At 66.4% G+C, this 20421-nt stretch carries 23 protein-coding genes and 1 pseudogene; 18 read left to right on the top strand and 6 right to left on the bottom strand.

All coding sequences use genetic code 11. The features are described 5' to 3' along the window. Positions 1-12 precede the first annotated feature (12 nt). Both dnaN and dnaA read right to left on the bottom strand, forming a co-directional pair. Positions 13-1158, bottom strand: a complete 1146-nt coding sequence (gene dnaN, locus KOL93_RS06650; RefSeq protein ID WP_221584571.1) for a DNA polymerase III subunit beta — start codon at positions 1156-1158, stop codon at positions 13-15. Between the two features lie 592 nt (positions 1159-1750). Beyond that, on the bottom strand, positions 1751-3160 hold the full coding sequence (gene dnaA / locus KOL93_RS06645; protein WP_221584570.1) for a chromosomal replication initiator protein DnaA: 1410 nt from the start codon (positions 3158-3160) through the stop codon (positions 1751-1753). A 276-nt stretch (positions 3161-3436) separates the two neighbouring features. Between dnaA and rpmH the strand changes: the two genes are divergently transcribed. The 6 genes from rpmH to rsmG are packed head-to-tail and all read left to right on the top strand — an operon-like array spanning position 3437 to position 6505. Beyond that, entirely contained in the window at positions 3437-3574 is a 138-nt protein-coding gene (gene rpmH / locus KOL93_RS06640; protein ID WP_221584569.1) for a 50S ribosomal protein L34, read from the top strand. 22 nt (positions 3575-3596) lie between these two features. After that, positions 3597-3935 carry a ribonuclease P protein component gene (gene rnpA, locus KOL93_RS06635; protein ID WP_221584568.1) on the top strand — a complete coding sequence of 113 codons (339 nt, stop codon included), beginning with the start codon at positions 3597-3599 and terminating at the stop codon, positions 3933-3935. Continuing rightward, complete coding sequence (yidD, locus tag KOL93_RS06630) at positions 3932-4282, top strand: membrane protein insertion efficiency factor YidD (RefSeq protein ID WP_221584567.1); 351 nt, start codon at positions 3932-3934, stop codon at positions 4280-4282. Before rnpA ends, yidD begins: the two co-directional genes overlap by 4 nt. 5 nt (positions 4283-4287) lie before the next feature. Further along, entirely contained in the window at positions 4288-5385 is a 1098-nt protein-coding gene (yidC, locus tag KOL93_RS06625) for a membrane protein insertase YidC (protein WP_221584566.1), read from the top strand. Then, entirely contained in the window at positions 5382-5864 is a 483-nt protein-coding gene (locus KOL93_RS06620) for a Jag family protein (protein WP_221584565.1), read from the top strand. The genes yidC and KOL93_RS06620 overlap by 4 nt, the downstream gene beginning before the upstream one ends. Then, complete coding sequence (gene rsmG / locus KOL93_RS06615) at positions 5861-6505, top strand: 16S rRNA (guanine(527)-N(7))-methyltransferase RsmG (RefSeq protein WP_221584564.1); 645 nt, start codon at positions 5861-5863, stop codon at positions 6503-6505. Before KOL93_RS06620 ends, rsmG begins: the two co-directional genes overlap by 4 nt. A 104-nt stretch (positions 6506-6609) precedes the next feature. Here rsmG and KOL93_RS06610 read toward each other — a convergent pair whose 3' ends face one another. Next, entirely contained in the window at positions 6610-7188 is a 579-nt protein-coding gene (locus tag KOL93_RS06610) for a TetR/AcrR family transcriptional regulator (protein WP_260406026.1), read from the bottom strand. A gap of 84 nt (positions 7189-7272) precedes the next feature. On the opposite strand from KOL93_RS06610, the gene KOL93_RS06605 reads away from it, so the two are divergent. From KOL93_RS06605 to KOL93_RS06590, 4 genes are all read left to right on the top strand, one after another. After that, positions 7273-7944 carry a hypothetical protein gene (locus KOL93_RS06605; RefSeq protein WP_221584563.1) on the top strand — a complete coding sequence of 224 codons (672 nt, stop codon included), beginning with the start codon at positions 7273-7275 and terminating at the stop codon, positions 7942-7944. 75 nt (positions 7945-8019) lie between these two features. Next, a complete protein-coding gene (locus KOL93_RS06600; RefSeq protein ID WP_221584562.1) occupies positions 8020-8232 on the top strand; it encodes a helix-hairpin-helix domain-containing protein in 213 nt (70 codons plus the stop codon). Between the two features lie 20 nt (positions 8233-8252). Further along, positions 8253-8555, top strand: a complete 303-nt coding sequence (locus tag KOL93_RS06595; RefSeq protein WP_221584561.1) for a putative quinol monooxygenase — start codon at positions 8253-8255, stop codon at positions 8553-8555. Between the two features lie 238 nt (positions 8556-8793). Then, positions 8794-10938 (top strand): beta-glucosidase, encoded by a 2145-nt coding sequence (locus tag KOL93_RS06590; protein WP_221584560.1) that lies wholly within the window; start codon positions 8794-8796, stop codon positions 10936-10938. Between the two features lie 171 nt (positions 10939-11109). On the opposite strand, the gene KOL93_RS06585 is transcribed toward KOL93_RS06590, so the two are convergent. Further along, entirely contained in the window at positions 11110-11730 is a 621-nt protein-coding gene (locus KOL93_RS06585; RefSeq protein ID WP_308291566.1) for a GyrI-like domain-containing protein, read from the bottom strand. Positions 11731-12130: 400 nt separating this feature from the next. On the opposite strand from KOL93_RS06585, the gene KOL93_RS16155 reads away from it, so the two are divergent. From KOL93_RS16155 to KOL93_RS06575, 3 genes are all read left to right on the top strand, one after another. Next, the gene (locus KOL93_RS16155) at positions 12131-12262 is read left to right on the top strand and encodes a hypothetical protein (RefSeq protein WP_260406025.1); all 132 of its coding nucleotides are present in this window, start codon (positions 12131-12133) and stop codon (positions 12260-12262) included. 663 nt (positions 12263-12925) lie between these two features. Continuing rightward, entirely contained in the window at positions 12926-13540 is a 615-nt protein-coding gene (locus tag KOL93_RS06580; RefSeq protein ID WP_221584558.1) for a M23 family metallopeptidase, read from the top strand. 410 nt (positions 13541-13950) lie between these two features. Continuing rightward, positions 13951-14976 (top strand): squalene cyclase, encoded by a 1026-nt coding sequence (locus KOL93_RS06575; RefSeq protein WP_260406024.1) that lies wholly within the window; start codon positions 13951-13953, stop codon positions 14974-14976. A gap of 558 nt (positions 14977-15534) precedes the next feature. Here the strand turns inward: KOL93_RS06575 and KOL93_RS06570 are convergent. Then, positions 15535-16122: a GNAT family N-acetyltransferase gene (locus tag KOL93_RS06570; protein ID WP_308291565.1), complete on the bottom strand. Its 588-nt coding sequence runs from the start codon at positions 16120-16122 to the stop codon at positions 15535-15537. A 253-nt stretch (positions 16123-16375) separates the two neighbouring features. Here KOL93_RS06570 and KOL93_RS06565 point away from each other — a divergent pair, with 253 nt between their 5' ends. The 5 genes from KOL93_RS06565 to KOL93_RS06545 all read left to right on the top strand — a co-directional run bounded on the left by KOL93_RS06565 (position 16376) and on the right by KOL93_RS06545 (position 20132). Beyond that, positions 16376-17245: a ParA family protein gene (locus KOL93_RS06565; protein ID WP_260406223.1), complete on the top strand. Its 870-nt coding sequence runs from the start codon at positions 16376-16378 to the stop codon at positions 17243-17245. Next, complete coding sequence (locus KOL93_RS06560) at positions 17245-18450, top strand: ParB/RepB/Spo0J family partition protein (RefSeq protein ID WP_260406023.1); 1206 nt, start codon at positions 17245-17247, stop codon at positions 18448-18450. Before KOL93_RS06565 ends, KOL93_RS06560 begins: the two co-directional genes overlap by 1 nt. Positions 18451-18577: 127 nt before the next feature. Then, positions 18578-19465 carry an SDR family oxidoreductase gene (locus KOL93_RS06555; RefSeq protein ID WP_221584556.1) on the top strand — a complete coding sequence of 296 codons (888 nt, stop codon included), beginning with the start codon at positions 18578-18580 and terminating at the stop codon, positions 19463-19465. Positions 19466-19479: 14 nt separating this feature from the next. After that, positions 19480-19737: a DUF7218 family protein gene (locus tag KOL93_RS06550; protein ID WP_221584555.1), complete on the top strand. Its 258-nt coding sequence runs from the start codon at positions 19480-19482 to the stop codon at positions 19735-19737. Positions 19738-19844: 107 nt separating this feature from the next. Then, on the top strand, positions 19845-20132 hold the full coding sequence (locus KOL93_RS06545; RefSeq protein WP_221585088.1) for a tryptophan synthase subunit alpha: 288 nt from the start codon (positions 19845-19847) through the stop codon (positions 20130-20132). Positions 20133-20289: 157 nt separating this feature from the next. Here KOL93_RS06545 and KOL93_RS06540 read toward each other — a convergent pair. Beyond that, positions 20290-20421 (bottom strand): annotated as a pseudogene (locus KOL93_RS06540) (IS481 family transposase); the annotation flags it as partial.

Below are 20421 nucleotides of genomic sequence, written 5' to 3'. Positions count from 1 at the left end.
CGAAACTCCCGGTCAACGCAGCAGCAGGTTGGGCTGCAGCAAGTACTTGAAGTTGTCGCTCGCGGCGTCGTCGACCGAGGTCTGCGCGGTCACCAGAATCGGGCTGAGCTTGTTCGCGTTGTCGCTCGAGGTGAACGTGATGCGCGTGAACTCGCTCTTCACCGCGCCGAGAGCATCGAGAAGGTACTGCGGGTTGAGCCCGATCGTGACCTCGTCGCCTCCCGTGAGCGTCGCGTCGACGGACTCTGATGCACGAGCCTGGTCGCCGCCGGCGGCGTCCATCGTGACCTCGTTCTGCCCGAACGTGAAGCGCAGCGGCGCCGAGCGGTCGAGCACGAGCGCCACGCGGCGCACAGCCTCCTGCAGATCGCTCGTCGAGACGACCGAGTAGTGACCGGTCTGCTCGGGGAACAGACGTCGCACCGGGGGGAAGTTGCCCTTGATGAGCAGCGAGGTCACGGTCTTGTTGCCCGCGGTGAAGGCGATGATCTCGCGATCGCCGGCGCCGGAGAACGCGACCGAGATGTTGCCGCCGTGCGAGAACGTCTTGCCGACCTCGTTCAGCGTGCGCGCCGGGACAAGCGCCGAGGCGTCGTGCTGGCTGCCGTCCCAGTCGATGTCGCGGAGCGCGACGCGGTAGCGGTCCGTGGCCACGAGGCTGAGCTGGTTGTCGTTGACAGCGAGCTGCACACCGGTGAGGACCGGGGTGACGTCGTCGCGCGACGCGGCGAAGGCGACCTGCGAGATCGCCGTCGCGAAGTCCTCGCCGGGGACGAGGCCGGACTCTCCCGTGACCTCGGGGATCGCGGGGTACTCCTCGACGGGCATCGACGCGAGCGCGAAGCGTGCGGGGCCGCACACCACGGCGATGTTGCCGTCGTCTTCTGTGAAGACCTCGATCGGCGCATTGGGAAGACGGCTGGCGATGTCGCCCAGCAGACGACCGTGCACGAGAATCGTGCCGGGCTCGTCGATGGTCGCCTCGATGGTCGTGCGAGCCGACGCCTCGTAATCGAATGCCGACAGTGCGAGCGATCCGTCGTCGCCGGCCTCGATCAGCACGCCGGCGAGGATCGGCTGCGGATTGCGCTGCGGCAGCAGCTTGACGACGAACGAGACCGCCTCGCTGAAGACGTCGCGGTTCACGTGGAACTTCACGTAACTCCCCCTCAAGTGGCGAAAGAAGCGAGTGCGACACCGTTGACGACCACAAGGGAAGCGCCGATGTCGCGGAGAACCAATGCTAGTGGTTCGAGTCGACCGACCGCAGTCGCCGTTCGACCGATGGTCATCGGAGCCCCTTCTATGAGAGAGATCTCTTAACAGCGTTAACGGCTGTGGAGAATGTGGATAACTCTGTGGAAGCCAATGAGCAGTAGCGAACTACATCGTTGTCATCTGTGGAGGGGATGCGGAAGACGGGTGGAAGTGTCTCGAGGGGTGGCTCGATGTTTCACAGCGGTTTTCACAACCATGGTGCGTGTCATGCACAGACTGACAGGCGTGTCTCCACAGTTATCCACAGGTTGTCCACACTGGGGAGAACCCTTAAGGGGTCGGCCCGGCGGGTGTCAAGCCTCAGTTGGGGAATACGTCACCTGCCGTTCACATGCGGTCGTCGGCACATGCCCGGAATCACGCAGAAGACCCCCGGTCCGATGACCGAGGGCCTGTGGAGAACTTGTGGATAAGTCGTCCGATGCGACGCGCCGACACGGATCCGTCTGTGGAGGATCCGTCGATCGACCGGTCAGCGGCGCCCGAGCTGCGCCGTGATCTCCTGCACCTGGTTGTACAGCTGCCGTTTCTCTTTCATGAGCTCGGTGATCTTCTTGGTCGCGTACATGACCGTCGTGTGGTCGCGTCCGCCGAAGAGCTGCCCGATCTTGGGAAGCGAGAGATTCGTGCGCTCGCGGCACAGGTACATCGCGATCTGACGCGCCTGGGCCACGGCCTGCGCGCGTCCGGGCCCGTACAGGTCGTCGACCGTGAGCTTGAAGTACTTCGCCGTCGCCTGGATGATGTCGGTCGGCGAGACGACCGTGTCCTCTGGCTTGTCGACGATGTCACGCAGCACGCCCTCGGCGAGCTCGCGGGTGACGTCCGAGCGGTTCAGGCTCGCGAACGCGGAGACGCGGATGAGGGCGCCCTCGAGTTCGCGGATGTTCGTCGAGACCATCGACGCGATGTACTCGATGACGTCCTCGGGGATGTAGATCCGCTCGCTCGACGCCTTCTTGCGGAGGATCGCGATGCGGGTCTCGAGGTCGGGCGCCTGCACGTCGGTGATGAGTCCCCACTCGAAGCGCGAGCGCATGCGGTCTTCGAAGCCGGTCAGGAGGCGCGGCGCGACATCGCTCGTGATGACGACCTGCTTGTCGTGATCGTGGAGCGTGTTGAACGTGTGGAAGAACGTCTCCTGCGTCTCGGCTTTGCCCTGCAGGAACTGGATGTCGTCGATCAGCAGGATGTCGAGGTCGCGGTAGCGCGCGTTGAAGGCGGCACCGCGGTTGTTCGCGATCGAGTTGATGAAGTCGTTGGTGAACTCCTCGCTCGAGACGTAGCGGACGCGCACCCCGGGGAACAGGTTCTGCGCGTAGTCGCCGATCGCGTGGAGCAGGTGGGTCTTGCCGAGACCCGAGTCGCCGTAGATGAACAGCGGGTTGTAGGCCTTCGCCGGCGCCTCCGCGACCGCGACGGCCGCCGCGTGCGCAAAGCGGTTCGACTGGCCGATGACGAAGTTGTCGAAGGTGTACTTCGGGTTGAGGCGCGTCTCGCTGCGGGACTGCACCTGCGGCGTCTCGATGGGCCGCGGGCCCGTGCGCTCCGACGGCTGGTGGTCGCGCATGGCCGCTTCCTCGCCGATCGGGTTCGGCTCCGGCACATACGGCTGGTCCGCGAGCTCGGGGTTCACCACGACGCGGAACGACGTGACGTCATCGCCGATGCGCTTGAGAGCGTCGACGATGGGGTCCCTCATGCGCTTGTTGATCTGCCCCGCAGTGAGGTCGTTGGGAACGTCGAGATAGAGCGCACCGCCCATCACGCCCTGTGCGACCGCGAGGTTGAGGAACCCCTCCAGCTGCGGCGTGATGCGGTCGTCGTTCTCGAGCTCCGCGATGACGAGGCGCCAGATCGGCACATCCGGGACGTCTGTCATCCGTCCACTCCCCCTGTTTGTTCACACCCTGTGGATAACTTCGAATACGCTAGCTACGTCGGCCGCTCGTCGCAAACGTGACTGTCGTGCGAACCGCGTGTCTCTGCGCCGCGTCCGCACGGCCTGTGGGGATACTGACAGGTTGAGATACGGGTTTGCGCCCGTCGCGCGCGTCGGCGTAGTCTATTGCGGTTGACTTGTGCCCGTTTTGGGCATCCCGTACCCGTCTCCGGTCGAACCAGTTCCGGCGACATTTCCTCCCGGAGTGAGAAGGCTATGAGCAAGCGCACTTTCCAGCCGAATAACCGTCGTCGCGCCAAGAAGCACGGCTTCCGCGCCCGCATGCGCACCCGTGCCGGCCGCGGCATCCTGAACGCACGTCGCGGCAAGGGCCGCACCGAGCTCTCGGCGTAACGCCCTCTCGTACACGACCGGGGTGCTCGCGCGCACGCAGCGGATCACCCGCGGGATCGACTATCGACGAGTCGTCCGGCGGGGACTGCGGTGCGCGAGCACATCCGGTGTGACGCATGTCGTGCACACGCACGAGGAGCGTCCGCCGCGGTTCGGATTCATCGTGAGCAAGGCGGTCGGAAACGCCGTGACTCGCAACACGGTCCGCCGTCGCCTGAAGGCGATCTGCCTGGAGGCGACCCCGCAGGTGCGCCCCGGCGCGGACATCGTGATCCGCGCGCTTCCCGCATCGGCGGCGACGTCGTTCCCGGATCTGCGCCGCGACGTCATGCGGTGCCTCGAGCGCAAGGCCGCGGCGTGAGCGTCCTCCCCGCGTCGGCCACCGGGTCGGCGCGGTTTCGCGTATCCGACGCCTGGCGTCTGATCCCCGTCGTCCCGCGGGATCTGGGGATCCTCCTGCTGCTCGTCTACCGGGCGACGATCTCGAAGACATACGGCGACGTGTGCAAGTACTACCCGTCGTGCTCGGCCTACGCCGTCACGGCGGTTCAGCAGCACGGTCTCGTGAGAGGATCGGGGATGGCCGCGGCGCGCATCGCGCGGTGTCACCCCTGGGCGACCGGCGGCGAAGACGACGTGCGCCCCCACGCGCGATTCCGTTACGACTTGACTCCCCGCGGCCTCGTGGTGCCGCGTCGAAAGGACTGACCTCCGTGGACTTCTTCGGAACGATCCTCTTCCCCATCCGATGGGTGATCGAGGCGATCCTCGTCGGCTGGCACTGGGTCGTGACGACCCTCGGCATGCCCGGAGACTCCGGTCTCTCCTGGGTCCTGTCGATCCTCGGCGTCGTCGTCATCGTGCGGATCGCGATCTTCCCGCTGTTCGTGAAGCAGATCAAGAGCCAGCGGAAGATGATGGAGCTGGCGCCTGAGATCAAGAAGATCCAGACGAAGTACAAGGGCAAGAAGGATCAGCTCTCTCGCGAGGCCATGAGCCGCGAGACGATGGCGCTGTACAAGAAGCACGGCACGACGCCCGTCTCGGGCTGCTTGCCGATGCTCGTCCAGATGCCGATCTTCTTCTCCCTGTACTGGACGCTCACCGACATCAAGACGTGGGCCGCGAACGATGATCCGGGTCTGAACCAGTGGCTGTTCACGGCCGAGCGGGTGCACCAGTTCAACGACGCGTCGCTGTTCGACATCGCGCCGCTCAGCATGACGCTGATGGACCACTTCAACAACCCGATCTCGACGTCGACGGCGGCGATCGTGATGCTGATCATCATGGTCGCGCTGATGATCTCGACGCAGTTCATCACCCAGCTGCAGATCGTGTCGAAGAACCTCTCCGCGGAGGCCAAGACCGGTCAGGCCTACCAGATGCAGAAGATCATGCTCTGGGTGATCCCCTTCGCGATGATCTTCTCGGGCGTCTTCTTCCCGCTCGGCGTGGTCTCTTACTGGTTCCTCAACAACCTGTGGACGATGGCGCAGCAGTTCTACGTCATCCGCGAGATGCCGACCCCCGGATCGGAGGCCGCCAAGGCCCGCGAGGAGCGCCTCGCGAAGAAGGGCAAGGCGCTCAACTCGCAGGGCAAGATCGTGACCATGGCCGAGTACGAGCGCGAGCAGGAGGAGCTCGTGCGCAAGGCCGAGGAAGCCAAGAAGCAGGGCACGGTCCAGCGCAAGCAGCCCAAGAGCGCCAAGCGCGCCAAGAAGGGCCAGCAGCAGCAGCAGCGCAAGCCGAATCCGCAGGGCCAGACATCGAACGACGGCGACAAGCCGAACGACGGGGAGCAGCGATGACCACGCAGGCCGAGGCACCCACGCAGGAGCAGCTCGAGCGCGAAGGCGACGTCGCGGCCGACTACATCGAGGGCCTGCTCGACCTCGCCGACATCGACGGCGACCTCGAGCTCGACGTCCGACAGGGGCGCGCCTACGTCTCAGTCGAGAGCGATGACGAGTCGCTGAAGCCGCTCGCGCAGCCCGACGCCGTGCAGGCGCTGCAGGAGCTCACGCGTCTCGCCGTGCAGCGTGAGACGGGCGAGTTCTCGCGCCTGATCCTCGATGTGGGCGGATCCCGCGATGCGCGTCGCGAGCAGCTCGCCGTGCTCGTCGATCAGGCCATCGCGCGCCTAGAGGACGGCGCATCGCAGGCGTCGCTGCCCGCGATGTCCTCGTACGAGCGCAAGATCATCCACGACATCGTGGCCGAGCGCGGGTACGTCTCCGAGTCCTACGGCGAGCGAGATGACCGCCACACGGTGGTGCGCAAGGCGTGACCCCTCTCGACGAGCTCGAGCCGGAACCGGCGGAGGCGGCCGCGCTGTTCGGCGATCGCATCGATCTCGCGCGCCGCTTCACACGGGCGCTTGCGGAACACGGCGAGGAGCGCGGCCTCATCGGCCCGCTCGAGGTCCCGCGACTGTGGAACCGCCACATCCTGAACTCCGCCGTCGCGGCTCCGTTGTTTCCCGCCGGCGGGCGCGTCGGAGACATCGGATCCGGCGCGGGGCTTCCTGGCCTGGTGCTGGCGATCGCGCGTCCGGATGTCGAATGGGTGCTCATCGAGCCGATGGAGCGCCGCGTCGCCTGGCTGACCGAGCAGGCCGAGGCGCTGGGGCTCGAGAACGTCGTGATCGAGCGCGCGCGTGCCGAGGAGGCGGGCCGCTATGAGGAGTACCTCGACGCCGTCACCGCCCGGGCCGTCTCGGCGCTGCGCACGCTGATTCCCTGGACCGCGCCGCTCGTGCGCGACGGCGGAGAGCTGATCCTGCTCAAGGGTCAGAGCGCTTCTCAGGAGATCGAGAAGGCCGCGAAGGTGATTCGCAAGCACAAGCTGAGCGACGTGCGCGTCGAGATCATCGGCGAGGGCGAGATCGCCGAGCCGACCCGGGTCGTGCGCGCGATCGTCCGCGGCTGAGCGTCCGTCGCCGCGACTCCCCCTCATCTCCGTGCGGGGAGGGCGAGGGGTGGTCGATGAAGGGGTGCTGCGCGGGCCGGCGACAGGCGCGCGAGCGTCGGGGTTCAGGAGGTCTCGAATGCCGCGATGGCGGCGTCGAGCGCCTGTTCGGCATCCGCGAGCGGCAGTCCAGAGCTCAGCATGTGCAGAGAGAGGCCCTCTGCGGCCGCCAGGAGCGCCGTGGCGGATGCGTGCGCGTTTGCGGTGCGGGTCAGGCCGAGCAGCGTCGCCAGGTAGTCGGTCAGCCGCGTGTTCGCGCTTCGGAGGTCCGCGGCGGCGTCGCCGTGGGTCGTCGCATAGGTCTGGAAGCCGAGCGCGACGCGGGCATCCTCCACCTGCTCCTCGTCGGCCGGCAGCAGTCCGCGGAGAAGCGTCCGGATGATGTCTGCGGGGGCTGGATCCTCTCCCAGCGACGCGATGCTCCCCGAGATGCGCTCCTCGTAGCGCTCGGCGGCTGCGGACATCGCGAACATCATCATCGCGTCCTTTGAGGGGAAGTAGTGCTGCACCATTCCGGCCGTGACCCCCGCCTCTGCGGCGACATGCCGGAGGCTCACGGCGTCGACGCCGTCGCGTGCGACGACGTGGAGCAGGGCGGTGGCGATCTGCTGGCGGCGCTCCGCGTGATCCACTCGTCTCGGCATCCCGCGATCGTTTCACATTGCATTTGCATTGACAACGTGGCCCGTCTCATTTACATTTCAGGTGCAATGTAAAAAGGAGCCGTCATGAGCACGTCGACCATCGCGACATCGCCTGCGCCCCGTCGCATCGGCGAGGTCGCACATGGGCGCGCCCGCGCTCGCCAGATCCTGGAGCGCGGCACGGCGATGGAGGCCGCCGGCTGGCGAAGCATCGGACGTTGGGTCACGCGACGACCTGTGGTGCCGCCAGGCGCGGCAGGGTTCAGCTACGACAAGCCGATCCGCACGATCCTCATCGTCTTCCTCGCGCTCTCGGCGGTCGAGATTCCGATCATCGACCTGATCACGCATCGCTGGCCGCTCGTCCGCTTCCCGCTGCTGGCCCTGGGCATCTGGGGCGTGCTTACGATGCTCGGCATGCTTCTCGGATATCTCACCCGGCCGCATGCCGTCGGACCCGGAGGGATCGTCGCGCGGCACGGATCCCTGATCGCGATCGATCTGCCGTGGGAGGTCGTCGCATCTGTCTCGCGACGGCGTCGCGCGCTCCCGGAGGCGCCTGCGGCGTCGCTCACCGGCCCGGAGGACGACGCCGCGCTGAATCTCGTCGTGCAGGACGGAACCGACGTCGACATCGTGCTCGAGGAGCCCACGGCCTTCGAGCTTCCCCAGGGGTCCGTGGTGGTCACGAGTGTGCGCATCGCCGTCGACGACGTGCCGGCGTTCCTCGACGCGGTGCGGCACCACATTCCGTGAGTTCGCGCGAGGCGGTGGCGACCTCGGCGGCGCGCGGGCTTGTCCCCCGTCGTCCGAAACGGGAGGATGGCCCACATGGCGACGCCGGATATCCGCCCCGTGGGCGACCTTCCCGATGCGATCGGCAAGACGGCGGCGCGAGAGCTCTCCGGAGCCGGAATCTCCTTGCTCTCGACCGTCTCGGAGCACACGCCGGCGGAGCTGCTCGCGATTCACGGGGTCGGCCCCAAGGCCGTGCGGATCCTGGGCGAGGCACTGCAGGAGCGTGGGCTCTCGTACCGCGCGTGAGAGCGGAATAGTCTGCGAGCATGACCTTCGCGAATGTGGGAACCCTCGGCGTCGTCCCGGGACGACGGGATGAGCTCGTCGCCGCTCTGACGGCCCACTCCCCCGAGCTGCGAGAAGCGGAATGTCTGCTCTACGAGGTGGGGGTCGACCCCGGTGAGCCCGACACGGTGTTCGTCGCGGAGCTGTGGGAGTCACGCGAGGCGCACTCCGCGTCGTTGCAGCTGCCGTCGGTGCGCGCCGCGATCGAGGCCGCACGGCCGCTGTTGAGCGGTGAGTTCGACGGGTATCGCTTCGACGTCGTCGGATCCCCGCTCCGCGCCTGAGCGAGCCCGTCGAGGGTGCTGTGACCGGCCGGATCGACCGGAGATTCTTGGCGCGGTGACGATTCCGGTTGCCGCGGGACGAGAGACCCTCTAGGTTTGAAACGCTTCAAGCGATTGTGTTCAACGATTGAAGCGCTTCAATCATTCTCAACGACGAGAGGACCATATGAGAACCTCACGACGCAGGTCGCGTCTGCTGGGCGCGGCCGCGGCTGTGCTCATCCTGTCTCCCCTGGCTGTGGCACTCCCCGCTGCGGCCGACCCAGCGCAACCCGATGGCGTCGACTGCGATGCCGTCGCGTGGATGGACGAATCGGCCTCTGCTGAAGATCGCGCCAAAGCCCTCGTCGACGCGAGCACACAGCACCAGATCTATCGCTGGCTCGCCGAACAACCCGCGAACGCCCCGCAGCAGACGGATTTCGATGGCGTTGCCTACCCTGCGCAGGTGCCGTGCACGCCCGAGGTCGTCTATACCGACGGACCCGACGGCGTGCGCTTCACAGAGGGAGTGACGGCTTTCCCCGCACCGATCTCCCTTGCGTCGACGTGGAACACCGACCTCGCATACGAGAAGGGGCAGATGCAGGCCCAGGAGTCGTTCGACTCCGGGAAGAATGGTGTGCTCGGTCCGGGACTCGCGAGTGGCCGCACTCCCCTCTCCGGTCGTACGCCGGAGTACTTCGGAGAGGATCCGGTGCTGACCGGCCAGTTCACAGCCGCCAGCGTCGACGGTCTGCATGAGGGCGATCCGCGGAAGCCCGTCCTCAGCGACCTCAAGCACTACATCGCCAACGAGCAGGAGCTCGATCGGGAGACGAGTTCGTCGAACATCGAGGAGCGCGCGTTCCACGAGATCTACGCGCTTCCGTTTGAGATCGCATTGGCTGACTCCGAGCCGTCTAGCGTGATGTGCTCGTACAACCAGATCGGAGGCGTGTACGGCTGCGAGAACGCATTGCTGAACGAGCATCTCAAGGGCGAGCTCGACTACGACGGATACGTCGTCTCCGACTTCGGCGCGGTTCACTCCACCGCAGAGGCGCTGATGAACGGGCTCGATCAGGAACTCAATCGTCCCATCCACTTCACGCCGGAGAAGCTCGATGCCGCCCTGGCGGCGGGCGAGGTCACGCAGGATCGGATCACGTCGGCGGCAACGCGGGTCATCGCCGCCTACATCCGGTCCGGGGTGTTCGACACACCGCTTTCGGAAACGCCGAGCGTGGCGACGTCTGCGGAGAACAAGGCGGTCGCACGGGAGATCGCCGAGCAGGGAAGCGTCCTGCTGAAGAACGACGGCATGCTCCCTCTCGATCTCGCGGAGGGCCAGTCGATTGCGGTCTTCGGGCCGGCCGCGGCGGTGCAGTCGACGGAGGGCGTGAGCGCCTCGTCGGTCTGCTCGATGGCGTGGGCCTTCGGAGGTGGCAATACGCTCACCTGCGAAGACCTCGTCGCGCCGCTCGAGGCCCTTGAGGCGGCTGCTGAGGATGTCGGAGCGAGTGTCGTCTACAACCCGGGTACCGACCTCGAGGCGGCTGCAGATGTCGCGCAGAGTGCTGATGTCGCCATCGTGTTCGGGCACCAGCGGATGGGCGAGTTCTCGGATCTCGACGATCTGTCGCTTCAGGACGGCGGCGATGCTCTCATCAGTGCGGTGGCCGCGGTCAATGACTCGACGGTTGTCGTGCTCAACACCGGCAGCGCCGTGGAGATGCCCTGGCTCGATTCGGTTCGTGGCGTCTTCGCCGGCTGGCTCGGCGGGGAGCAGTTCGGACCAGCGATCACGGCTCTCCTCACGGGAGAAGCCAACCCCAGCGGCAAGCTGCCGATGACCTTTCCCCGCTCGCTGGAGGACGTGCCCACGCAGACGGAGGAGCAGTACCCCGGCGTGGTGGATGAGGCGGGGATCCGCCAAGTCGACTATTCGGAGGGACTTGAGGTCGGGTACCGATGGTACGAGTCTCAGGGGATCGAGCCGCTTTTCGGTTTCGGCTATGGCCTGAGCTACAGCGAGTTCGAGTACAGCAAGGTGCGTGTCACACCGCGTCGTTCGAATGGGGAGCGCGAGATGTCCGTGCGATTCCGCCTCACAAACACGAGCGACGTGGCGGGGACGGAGGTCGCACAGGTGTATGTCACGTTGCCCGACTCGTCGGGTGAGCCGTCAAAGCGCCTGATCGCCTTCAAGCGTCTCGAGCTGGGAGCGGGTGAGCACCAGAACGTCTCTGTGCGTCTCTCTGCGAAGGACCTCGCGACACTGCGCGCCCTGCAGTACTGGGATGAGGACGTCGAGGGTTGGGTGACCCCTTCGGGCGAGTTCACGGTCGAGGTCGGCGGTTCCATTGACGCCGATCACAGCGCTGAGTTCGTCGTTCGATAGCTCTGCCAGAGCAGCGCCCCGCTCCCCCGCCCTGTATCGCGGGAGCGGGGCGCTGTCGTGTGAAGAGTCATAGTGAGGAGAGCCACGTGCAGGGGGCGATGTTTCACGTGAAACATCGCCCCTGCGGCCAGCCCCACCCCCGTGGTGTGCTCGGGTGATGATGCGGCCGGCTCACGCGCGGATGACTGGCTGCCGGAGAATCGTGCGGAGTCGGTGAGGCGCTGTGCGGCGGGGGTCGCTGAGGTAGACCTCGTGATGGGTGCCGGTCAGAAGGAGATCATTGTCAGGGATGAACTGATGGTGGAGTGCGTCAAGAACGGGACCCTCGTCATCGAAGGATCCCACATGCAGCGTCTGTACGCAGAGTCCCTCATCCAACGTGCGCAGGGTGACATCCTGTGTCCGGCCGGCCGGATCCTTCCTCTGAGCGGACGCCCGGGCGGTCTCGATGGCGTCAGCAGTGATCCAATCAGGCACGAGGATCATCATTGTCCAGTTCCACCGCGTCTTGTTGCGAGCGACCGTGAAGGCGGCCATGTCATCGGCCCACCAGAGTCCCTCGAGAGGTGGCACCACGTAGTCGAGACCGAGCTCGCGCTTGCTGGCGAACTTGGTGGCGTACGCAATGGGATAGAGAGCCGAGAGTGCCGCGGCATACTCGGATGACGTGTTCGGATCGCCTTGACCGTCGATGGCGAGGTAGCGCAGGCAAGGCACGGTGACGACGTCGAACCTGCCGCGTCGCGCGTGATACGTGGCGAGGTCCTTCTTGACGTCGATCTTGTCGTTCACGGGCGCCCCCTTCACGGGTCTCGAGCTCGAGCGTAGTCCGGAGGAGAGCATTTCTGGACTGAGGCATCAGTCTGCGCCGTCGTCGTCGTGTGTTCCATGGCGAGGGTGCGATCGCTCGCGTCGGCACCGGGGGGCGGGACGGGTTGTCGGCTGAGACCCGTGCTCCTCTGGCCGCACGTTTCACGTGAAACATTATGTCGGAGGACAGGAGCTTACAGGGGCGGAGTCTCTTGAATGGTGCCATCATCCGGCCTGAGTAACCTCCCTCAGGTTCGTCGTCTCGACGCTGAACCTCCAGTTCCCTGGCGCCGCTGCCTCGCGACAGGCTCGTTTCGCACGACCCTCGTATGGACCGCGATGGCGAACAAGCGAGAGTTTTCGCCTCGACTGGGCGGCGACGATGTCGATCTGTCGGTGCGAGGTGCACGACAACGCTCGCGTCATCGTGGCGTCGATCACGGTGGGCGCGGATGCTCCCCCGCTCGGCGTCGAGCCCTTCATCGCCCGCTGCTGTCATGAGGTGCTGTCATGAGGATGCCCGAGATCTCCGCGCGTCATGAGAGATCTCCCCTGCAGGAACCTCGATTGCCGCGCTCTCGTCTCGGCTGCTGGCTGTGTTGTGTGGGCCCCCTGTGTTGGCCGCGCGGGCGGAGACGCTGTACGTGAGTTCTGCGCCAGTGCTTTGGGTGGGCGCCATGGTTGCCCTGGGCGGGCTCTGGCGGTCGGTGCGCGCGTCGTTGGAGCGGCTGACGCGCGCGCTCCTTTCCCCGGGTATGCTGCGTCACTTCTCAGGCTGAGGTGTCGGCTGAGTGCCAAGCCCGGATGTTTCACGTGAAACATAACCCGCGCGTGAGTGTCTGGGTCCCACCACCCTTGCGTGTCGGACGCCTGCCTATTGCAGATCGACGAAGACGTGCATACCGCGCCGCGGGCGTGATCCAGCTCGTCCGACGATGGCGCTCCCACGAGAGCTCGAGATGTTCAGGCAGGGGCGATCGTCCGTGGTCGACGCGTGGGCAGAGCACGGAGGCCCCATCCGGTAGGGCTTGGGGGATGGATGCTGTGGCGAAGACGACACACCCTGATCGAGCTCCTGCCCGCGCGGTCTTCCCGGTGCGACCGGTGGATCGCTATCGTCAGCCGTTCGTGCCGTGTAGCGTCTCCTGCACAGCTCCCCTCTCTCGCGGAGGTTCGTATGGCGGTCGACCTCCACTATCCGTTCCGGGGGCGCTGGACTGTGCAGAACAGTCCAGCGAATCGCGTTCCCAGTCATGGAACGACCGGTTTCGGTTCGTCGCACGCAATCGACTTCGTTCCGCTTGCTCGTCAGGGACGAGGGACCGCGCCGTTCACCTGGGCTTCTCTCATTCGTGCGGAGGATCCATCGCTGTTTCCTGGGTTCGGTCGGGAGATCCTCGCTCCCCATGACGGTGTCGTCGTGGTGACGCATGACGGCGCCGTCGATCATCCTGCTCATCGGGGGTTTCCTTCGATCCGATACGCGCTGACTCAGGGTGATCGTGCACGCGAGGGGTGGCGCTCACTCGCGGGAAACCATGTGATGATCGATGTGGGTCCTGCGATCATTGTTCTCTGCCATCTTCAACAGGGATCCGTGGGTGTGTCCCGCGGTGTGCGGATCCGCGCCGGTGACACGCTGGCACGCTGCGGAAACTCGGGGAACAGTACGGAGCCCCACCTTCACGTGCAGGCGGTTGATCGCGCGGATGTGGAGGATAGCCCCATCGCCGTTCCGATGACCTTTCGTGGCAGCCTCGATCGCAATGGCGCGGTGATCGATGCCGGGTGACCGTGCACCCGGAGGTGCACGGCCTCATCGCGGCTCATTACCCTCGGTGCCGCCTTCTCGTGGTCGGATCGGTGAGTGGTGTGACGCCCTGAGCTTCTGCAGTGGCCGGTGGCGGGCCGCCGGCGGATGTTTCACGTGAAACACGTCCTGTGGAGAGCGCTGTGCCTTCAGTGCTGGCCCGGCGTGGTTGAAGCGCACCGCGCGCCATAGTGCTCCGGCCGTCATCCTGGCGCGCGGCCTCTGAGGCTGCTCTGCCGCGAGAGAGGGCCATGTTTCACGTGGAACATAGCCGCTCAGCATTGAGTACGCCGGAGTCGCGAGGGCATGGGTGCAATCCACTGTGCGGTGCCGGAGATTACTCCGGCTGAGGTGACGTCGGGCGCGTGGGTTGATCCGCAGGGTGCGCGCGAATGCACTTCCACGCGCTCACCGGGGCGCGTATTCTCAGCCCTATGACGCATCCTCCCGTCGTCGGCCAAGACGTCATCGAATGGCTGCTGGACACGGATCCGGCGCTGCGATGGCAGGTTGAACGCGACCTTCTCGGGGCTCCCGATGATACGTGGAAGAGCACGCGAGCGGGCGTCATCGCGGAGGGATTCGGCGCACGCCTGCTTGCCGAACAGGACGACGACGGGATGTGGGGCGGAGCTGCGTACTACCCCCGCGCTGGGCACCGTGCCGCACGCGCTCCGGGTGATGATGCGCAGGCCTGGACGGCGACGACGTGGTCGCTGACGTCGCTCCGGGAGTGGGGTGTCCCTGCCGTGACACTCGGAGACACGGCACAGCGTCTCGAGCGGAACGCGCGGTGGGAGCATGAAGGTCTCCCCTACTGGGGTGGCGAGACCTGCGTGTGCATCAACGCGCTGACGGTATCGAACGGGCTGTGGCTCGGCCGCGACATGACGGATCTCGCCCACTGGTTCGTGGAGCATTCGATGGACGAGGGTGGCTGGAACTGCGATTGGACCGAGGGTTCAGTGCGCGCATCCGTCGATGCGACGTTGAATGGGCTGCTCGGAATCCTGGACTACGAACGTCACACGGGTGGCTCCGATGCGCTGCGATCTGCCCGTGCAGCCGGAGAGGAGTATCTTCTGCGCCGGCGCCTGCTCTGGCGCGTATCGGATGGGGGAAAGATCCTTGATCGTGCGGACCAGTTCACCTACCCCGGCCGGTGGTTCTACAGCATCTTGCGTGCGCTGGACTACTTCCGGCGCGTGCATGAGCATCAGGGTGGGGAGGTTGATCCTCGGCTCGACGATGCTGTCGAGATCCTGCGTGGGAAGCAGCGATCAGATGGGACATGGGCCGTGGACTGGGTGCATCCCGGCAAGGTGTGGTTTGCCGTCGACGGCGAGGCGGGGACTCCTTCCCCGTGGCTGACCTTCGAGGCGCTGCGGGTGCTGAAGTGGTGGGATTCCGTGCGCTGACCCTGCAGGCGGAGGTGGCCTCGGCCCGACCCAGGAAAGCACGCCTCCTTCTGTCGGCAAGGCTCAGTGAAGTCCCCCGCCCTTCGTCCCAAGACAGTCAGTCGCGCAGGACGCCGATGTTTCACGTGAAACATCGACCTCCGGCAATGGGGCCACGTGAAGCAGGCGCCGTGAGAACCGACCCGGGTGAGAGAGTCGCGACGGAAAGGTCTGAGTGCGGGCGTGCGCTACGCAGCGCCATCTCACGCGGGATCGTAAGCTCGCTTTCGAGGCGAGTTCACCGGCTGGCAGGTCTCCCTCGCAGGATCTCTTCGTACCCGCGCGGGCGTGAGTGGGTGAGAGAAGTCGGGAGGCGTACGAGGCGGCTTCACGTAGGCGGAGGCGCAGGTGCACGAATGGGGTGTCGGGGCTCCCGCGGTCGGACACGGCCGGGGGCGCACACCCTGGCGGGACGCGACCAGCTGAGCATGGGGCTGGTGGGAGTCCGCGGCGCTTCGGGGTGCCCGACGCCCCCCGGTCACTGCGGCGGCGCTGTGTGGTGGTGCTTGTCGGGAAGGATCAGCCGCCGGAAGCGCCCGAACGGCTTTCGGCGTGCTGCTCCCGCCACTCACGGGCGAGCATCCCGTAGCCGACGCCGTCGATCCAGCCGCGAGTCTTATGGAAGGAGTCCTCCTTCGTGAAAAACTCGCGGCGCATGCCGAGCTTCTCCATGATCCGAACCGAGGGTGCGTTGTCGGCGAACGCGTACGCGACGGCACGGCGCACGCCGAGGGTGTCGAACGCGTGTCCGAGGAGCCCGCGAGCGGCTTCTGTTGCGTAGCCGCGGCCGGCGTGGGCCGGATCGATCGTCCACCCGAGTTCGACCTCTGCACCCCGCACTGCTTCAGGATCCGTGCCGCCCTGTCCCCACCCGTCCTGTTGTGCGTACTTCATGTCGCCGACGATGTCGCCGTCGTGCTCGATGATCATCAGAGTGCCGACGAGCGACGTCGCTCGCTCGGACCACTCGTCGAGCGACGTGATCCAGGATCCGGTCCAGGTGACGACCTCGTCGAGCTGGCGGTACCGCCAGGTGGGCTCGATGTCGGCGAGGGAGAATGGGCGCAGCAGCAGGCGCTCGGTGCGGATGGCAGGACGGGTCTTCACATGTCCAGGATCCCATGTACGGGGCCGACGGCCGGACGCTGTCCCTCGCCCGGAGCTCGACAAGTCGACGCGGTCTCGCGGCCTCTCGCAGTCGATGTTTCACATGAAACATTCGCAGGTGACACTCCCCCTCGGCATGAGCGTGTCGAGGGCCGCGGCGGCTAGAGTGATCAGGTCGGCCCAGGGCAACGGAAGGACGAGCGTGAGCCACCAATCCAGCGGTATCTCCGCAGCGTTCGATGACAGCCCGATCATGCGGCAGCTGCAGGATCTGAGCTCACGCCGCAGGCGACTGGATGACATCGACGTCGAGTTCACGGGACAGACGCGTGTGCTCACGGTGTCGAACCAGAAGGGCGGCGTCGGCAAGACGACGACCACGGTGAACATCGCCGCGGCGATCGCCGACCTCGGCGGGCGCGTCATGGTCATCGACCTCGACCCGCAGGGAAACGCATCGACGGCGCTCGGCGTGCCGCACAGTGCGGAGACGCCGAGCATCTACGACGTGCTCATCAATGACCTGTCGATCGCCGACGCCGTGCAGCAGAGCCCCGAGAACGAGCGCCTGTTCTGCGTACCCAGCACGATCCACCTGGCCGGCGCCGAGATCGAGCTCGTCTCGCAGGTCGCCCGCGAGAAGCGGCTCGACACGTCTCTGCAGGAGTACCTGGGCGGCCTCGACGAGCCGCTCGACTTCGTCTTCATCGACTGCCCGCCCTCGCTGGGCCTGCTGACGATCAATGCGTTCAGCTCGGCCGACGAGGTGTTCCTGCCGATCCAGGCCGAGTACTACGCTCTGGAGGGCCTGAGTCAGCTTCTCGGGAACGTGAAGATGATTCAGAAGCATCTCAACACTCGTCTACGAGTGTCGACGATTCTGCTGACGATGTACGACGGGCGCACGCGGCTGTCGCAGCAGGTCGCGGACGAGGTGCGCCAGCACTTCCCCGACGAGGTGCTGCAGACCGTCATCCCGCGCTCCGTACGTGTCTCCGAGGCTCCGAGCTTCGGGCAGACGGTCATCTCGTACGACGGTTCCTCCGCGGGCGCGATCGCGTACAAGGAGGCAGCGGTGGAAATCGTGAAGCGCGGGGCTCCCCGCAGGAAAGGGCGGAACTGATGGCGAAGCGCACGGGACTGGGCCGAGGAATCGGCGCACTTATCCCCACCGGCACTGAGGTGAGGGAACGCCCGGCCGACGTGTTCTTCGCCGGATCCGCCGCTCCGATCGCGGAGGACGACGCTCCGAGCGCACCCGCGAAGAAGGCGCCGGCGCGCAAGGCTCCGGCGAAGAAGACCACGCCCGCTCGCTCGACGACCCCGACTGCGAAGAAGGCGAGCGGATCCACGGCCTCCTCCCCCGAGAAGAAGGCCGAGGAGACGGCGCCGAAGGCCCCCGCGCGCACCCCTGCGACCCGAAAGGCGGCCCCAGCGAAGGCGGCCCCGGCACAGGCCGCAGAGACCCCCTCAGAGCCCGCGCAGGCGACCGAGGAGCTCGCCGAGGTGCCCGGCATCCGCTTGGTGAGCCTGGATCCGCACAAGATCCTCCCGAACCCGCGCCAGCCGCGCACGTTGTTCGACGCTGACGATCTCGCCGAGCTCGTCCACTCTGTCAAGGAGTTCGGCGTCCTGCAGCCCGTCGTCGTGCGCGACAAGAAGGATGGCACGTTCGAGCTCATCATGGGTGAGCGTCGTACGCGGGCCTCCCGCGAGGCCGGTCTCGCCGAGATCCCGGCCATCGTCCGCGAGACGGCCGACGAGGACCTCCTGCGCGACGCGCTTCTCGAGAACATCCACCGGGCCGAGCTCAACGTGCTCGAAGAGGCATCGGCGTACCAGCAGCTGATCAACGACTTCGGGATCACGCAGGAGCAGCTCGCCGACCGCATCGGCCGCTCGCGACCGCAGATCTCGAACACGATCCGCCTCCTGCGTCTGCCCGAGCCCGTGCAGCAGCGTGTGGCCGCGGGTGTGCTCAGCGCCGGTCACGCGCGGACGATTCTGTCGCTCGACGGCGATGCCGAGGGCATGCAGCGACTCGCCGACAAGATCGTCAACGAAGAGCTCACGGTGCGTGGTGCCGAGGCCGCCGCGAAGCAGATCGCGGCGGCGGGCGAGGGGGCGTCCAAGCCGGCCGCCAAGCCGAAGGCGGGCGCACGTCGTGCCTACCTCGACGAAGTCTCCGACAAGCTCGGCGACCGCCTCGACACCAAGGTGAAGATCGATCTGACGGCCCGAAAAGGCCAGATCAAGATCAGTTTCGCGACGATCCAGGATCTCAACCGGATCCTCAGCGAGCTCGGCGAAGAGGGCTACGAGCAGTAACACGCTCCGCTGACGCACACGTGGGCCGGACTGTCCCCCGAATGGGGACTGTCCGGCCCGCTTTCGTGCGTGCTATTTTGCTCGCGCACGATGGCATCAGTTCGCATGACCTCAGAGAGGTGTCGATATGAGTCCGGAAGCACAGGATCCCCGCACGGTCCAGGATGAGGGCCCGTTCCCGACGCAGCAGCAGGCGGCGCAGCCGGGGCACACAGACGAGATGGATCCGCAGCCCGACCACGGCGAGACGTCGTGGACGGGACGCGGCAGACTGACGGGGCGTCGAGCGCTCATCACCGGTGGCGACTCCGGGATCGGCCGCGCGATCGCCATCGCCTTCGCGCGAGAAGGCGCGGACATCGCGATCGCGCACCTGCCCGAGGAAGCGGACGACGCGCGAGACACCGCCCGTCTCGTCGAGAAGGACGGGCGGCGCTGTGTGCTGCTGCCGGGTGATCTCACGTCGGAGCAGGCCTGCATCGACGCCGCCCGCACGGCCCGTGAGGAGCTCGGCGGCGTCGACGTCCTGATTCCGAATGCCGCCTACCAGCGCCAGCGCGAGGGCATCGATTCGCTCTCCGTCGAGGAGATCGAGCGCACGTTCCGCACGAACCTCGTCTCGACACTCGTACTCGCGCGTGAGCTGGTGCCGCACATGCCCGAGGGATCCTCGATCATCGTGACGTCGTCGATCCAGGCGTCCGACCCGTCGCCCGCGCTCATCGAGTACGCCATGACGAAGGCGGCGCTCGTCGCCTTCGCGCAGGCTCTGGCCGAGGAGCTGGGGCCGAAGGGGATCCGCGTCAATGCCGTCGCGCCCGGGCCGATCTGGACGCCGCTCATCCCGGCTACGGGGTTCCCGGACGAGAAGGTGCGCGAGTTCGGTCAGGACACGCCGCTGGGGCGCGCGGGGCAGCCCGGCGAGCTCGCGGGCGCCTACGTGTATCTCGCGAGCGACGAGGCCACCTACGTGTCGGGTGCGGTGCTGCCGGTCACCGGCGGCCGGCCCTTCTGAGAGAGGAGACGACGATGCCGAATCCACGCATCAAGGACGAAGAGCTGTACGACGAGCTCCGGGAGGACGGAGCGTCGAAGGAGAAGGCCGCGAGGATCGCGAATGCGGCCGCCCGCGACGGTCGGAAGAGCGTCGGCGAGCGCGGCGGATCCGCCGAGAACTACGAAGACCGCACCGTTCCGGAGCTGCGTGAGCGGGCGAAGGAACTGGGCATCTCCGGCCGCTCGTCGATGCGCAAGGACGAGCTGATCGAAGCCCTCCGGTCGCACTGAGCTCGTTCGGGCCGCATCCATCCGGCCGCGCGTAGCCTGGATGGGTGAGTTCTGAGGATCCTCTTCTTCCGCGCCGGGCGAGCGTCGAGGTGCTGCGCGCCGAGGCGATGGACGAGCACACCTCACTCGTCCACGAGCGCCTGCGCGGCGGCGAGGATCCGTGGGATTTCATGGAGGATCTGCCGACGGTGGACGAGCTGGTCGTCTTCACGCTGCGCGCCGAGCACATCGAGGCAGACGGGGGCCTGCGCCCGACGCACGCGCGCAACCAGCGCCTCCTGCGCCAGATCGCCGCGCAGTACCCCGAGCTCTCCCCCGCCGTGCGCAGCATGCTCGGATCCGAGAACACGCACCGTCGCTGGGACGCGGTCGTCCGCGTGCTCGGAGAGAGCTAGGGCGTGTCTCACAATTGATCGCCGACTGCGCAGGTCGTGAGCACGCGCCTCGCGGCGTTGTCATCGGTCGACGATGCTCCGCATCGACTCCCTCTTCCGCCTTGCGATGCACGCACTCACGACCTTGCTCGTTGCGGCTCCAATTATGAGACACGCCCTAGGTGTGATGTCCGGGCAGGTTGTTGAGTCTGCTGAAGGGCGGGCCACCGATCGCGGAGTGGTGCCGGTGATGATTGTAGAAGTGCAACCAGCCCGGCAGCGCGTCGCGCCGCTCACCTTCTGACGAGTA

The sequence above is a fragment of the Microbacterium salitolerans genome (assembly GCF_019720895.1).
Taxonomy (GTDB): Bacteria; Actinomycetota; Actinomycetes; order Actinomycetales; family Microbacteriaceae; genus Microbacterium.
Note: the sequence above shows the minus strand (reverse complement) of the source record. Positions and strands in the feature narration are given on the sequence as shown.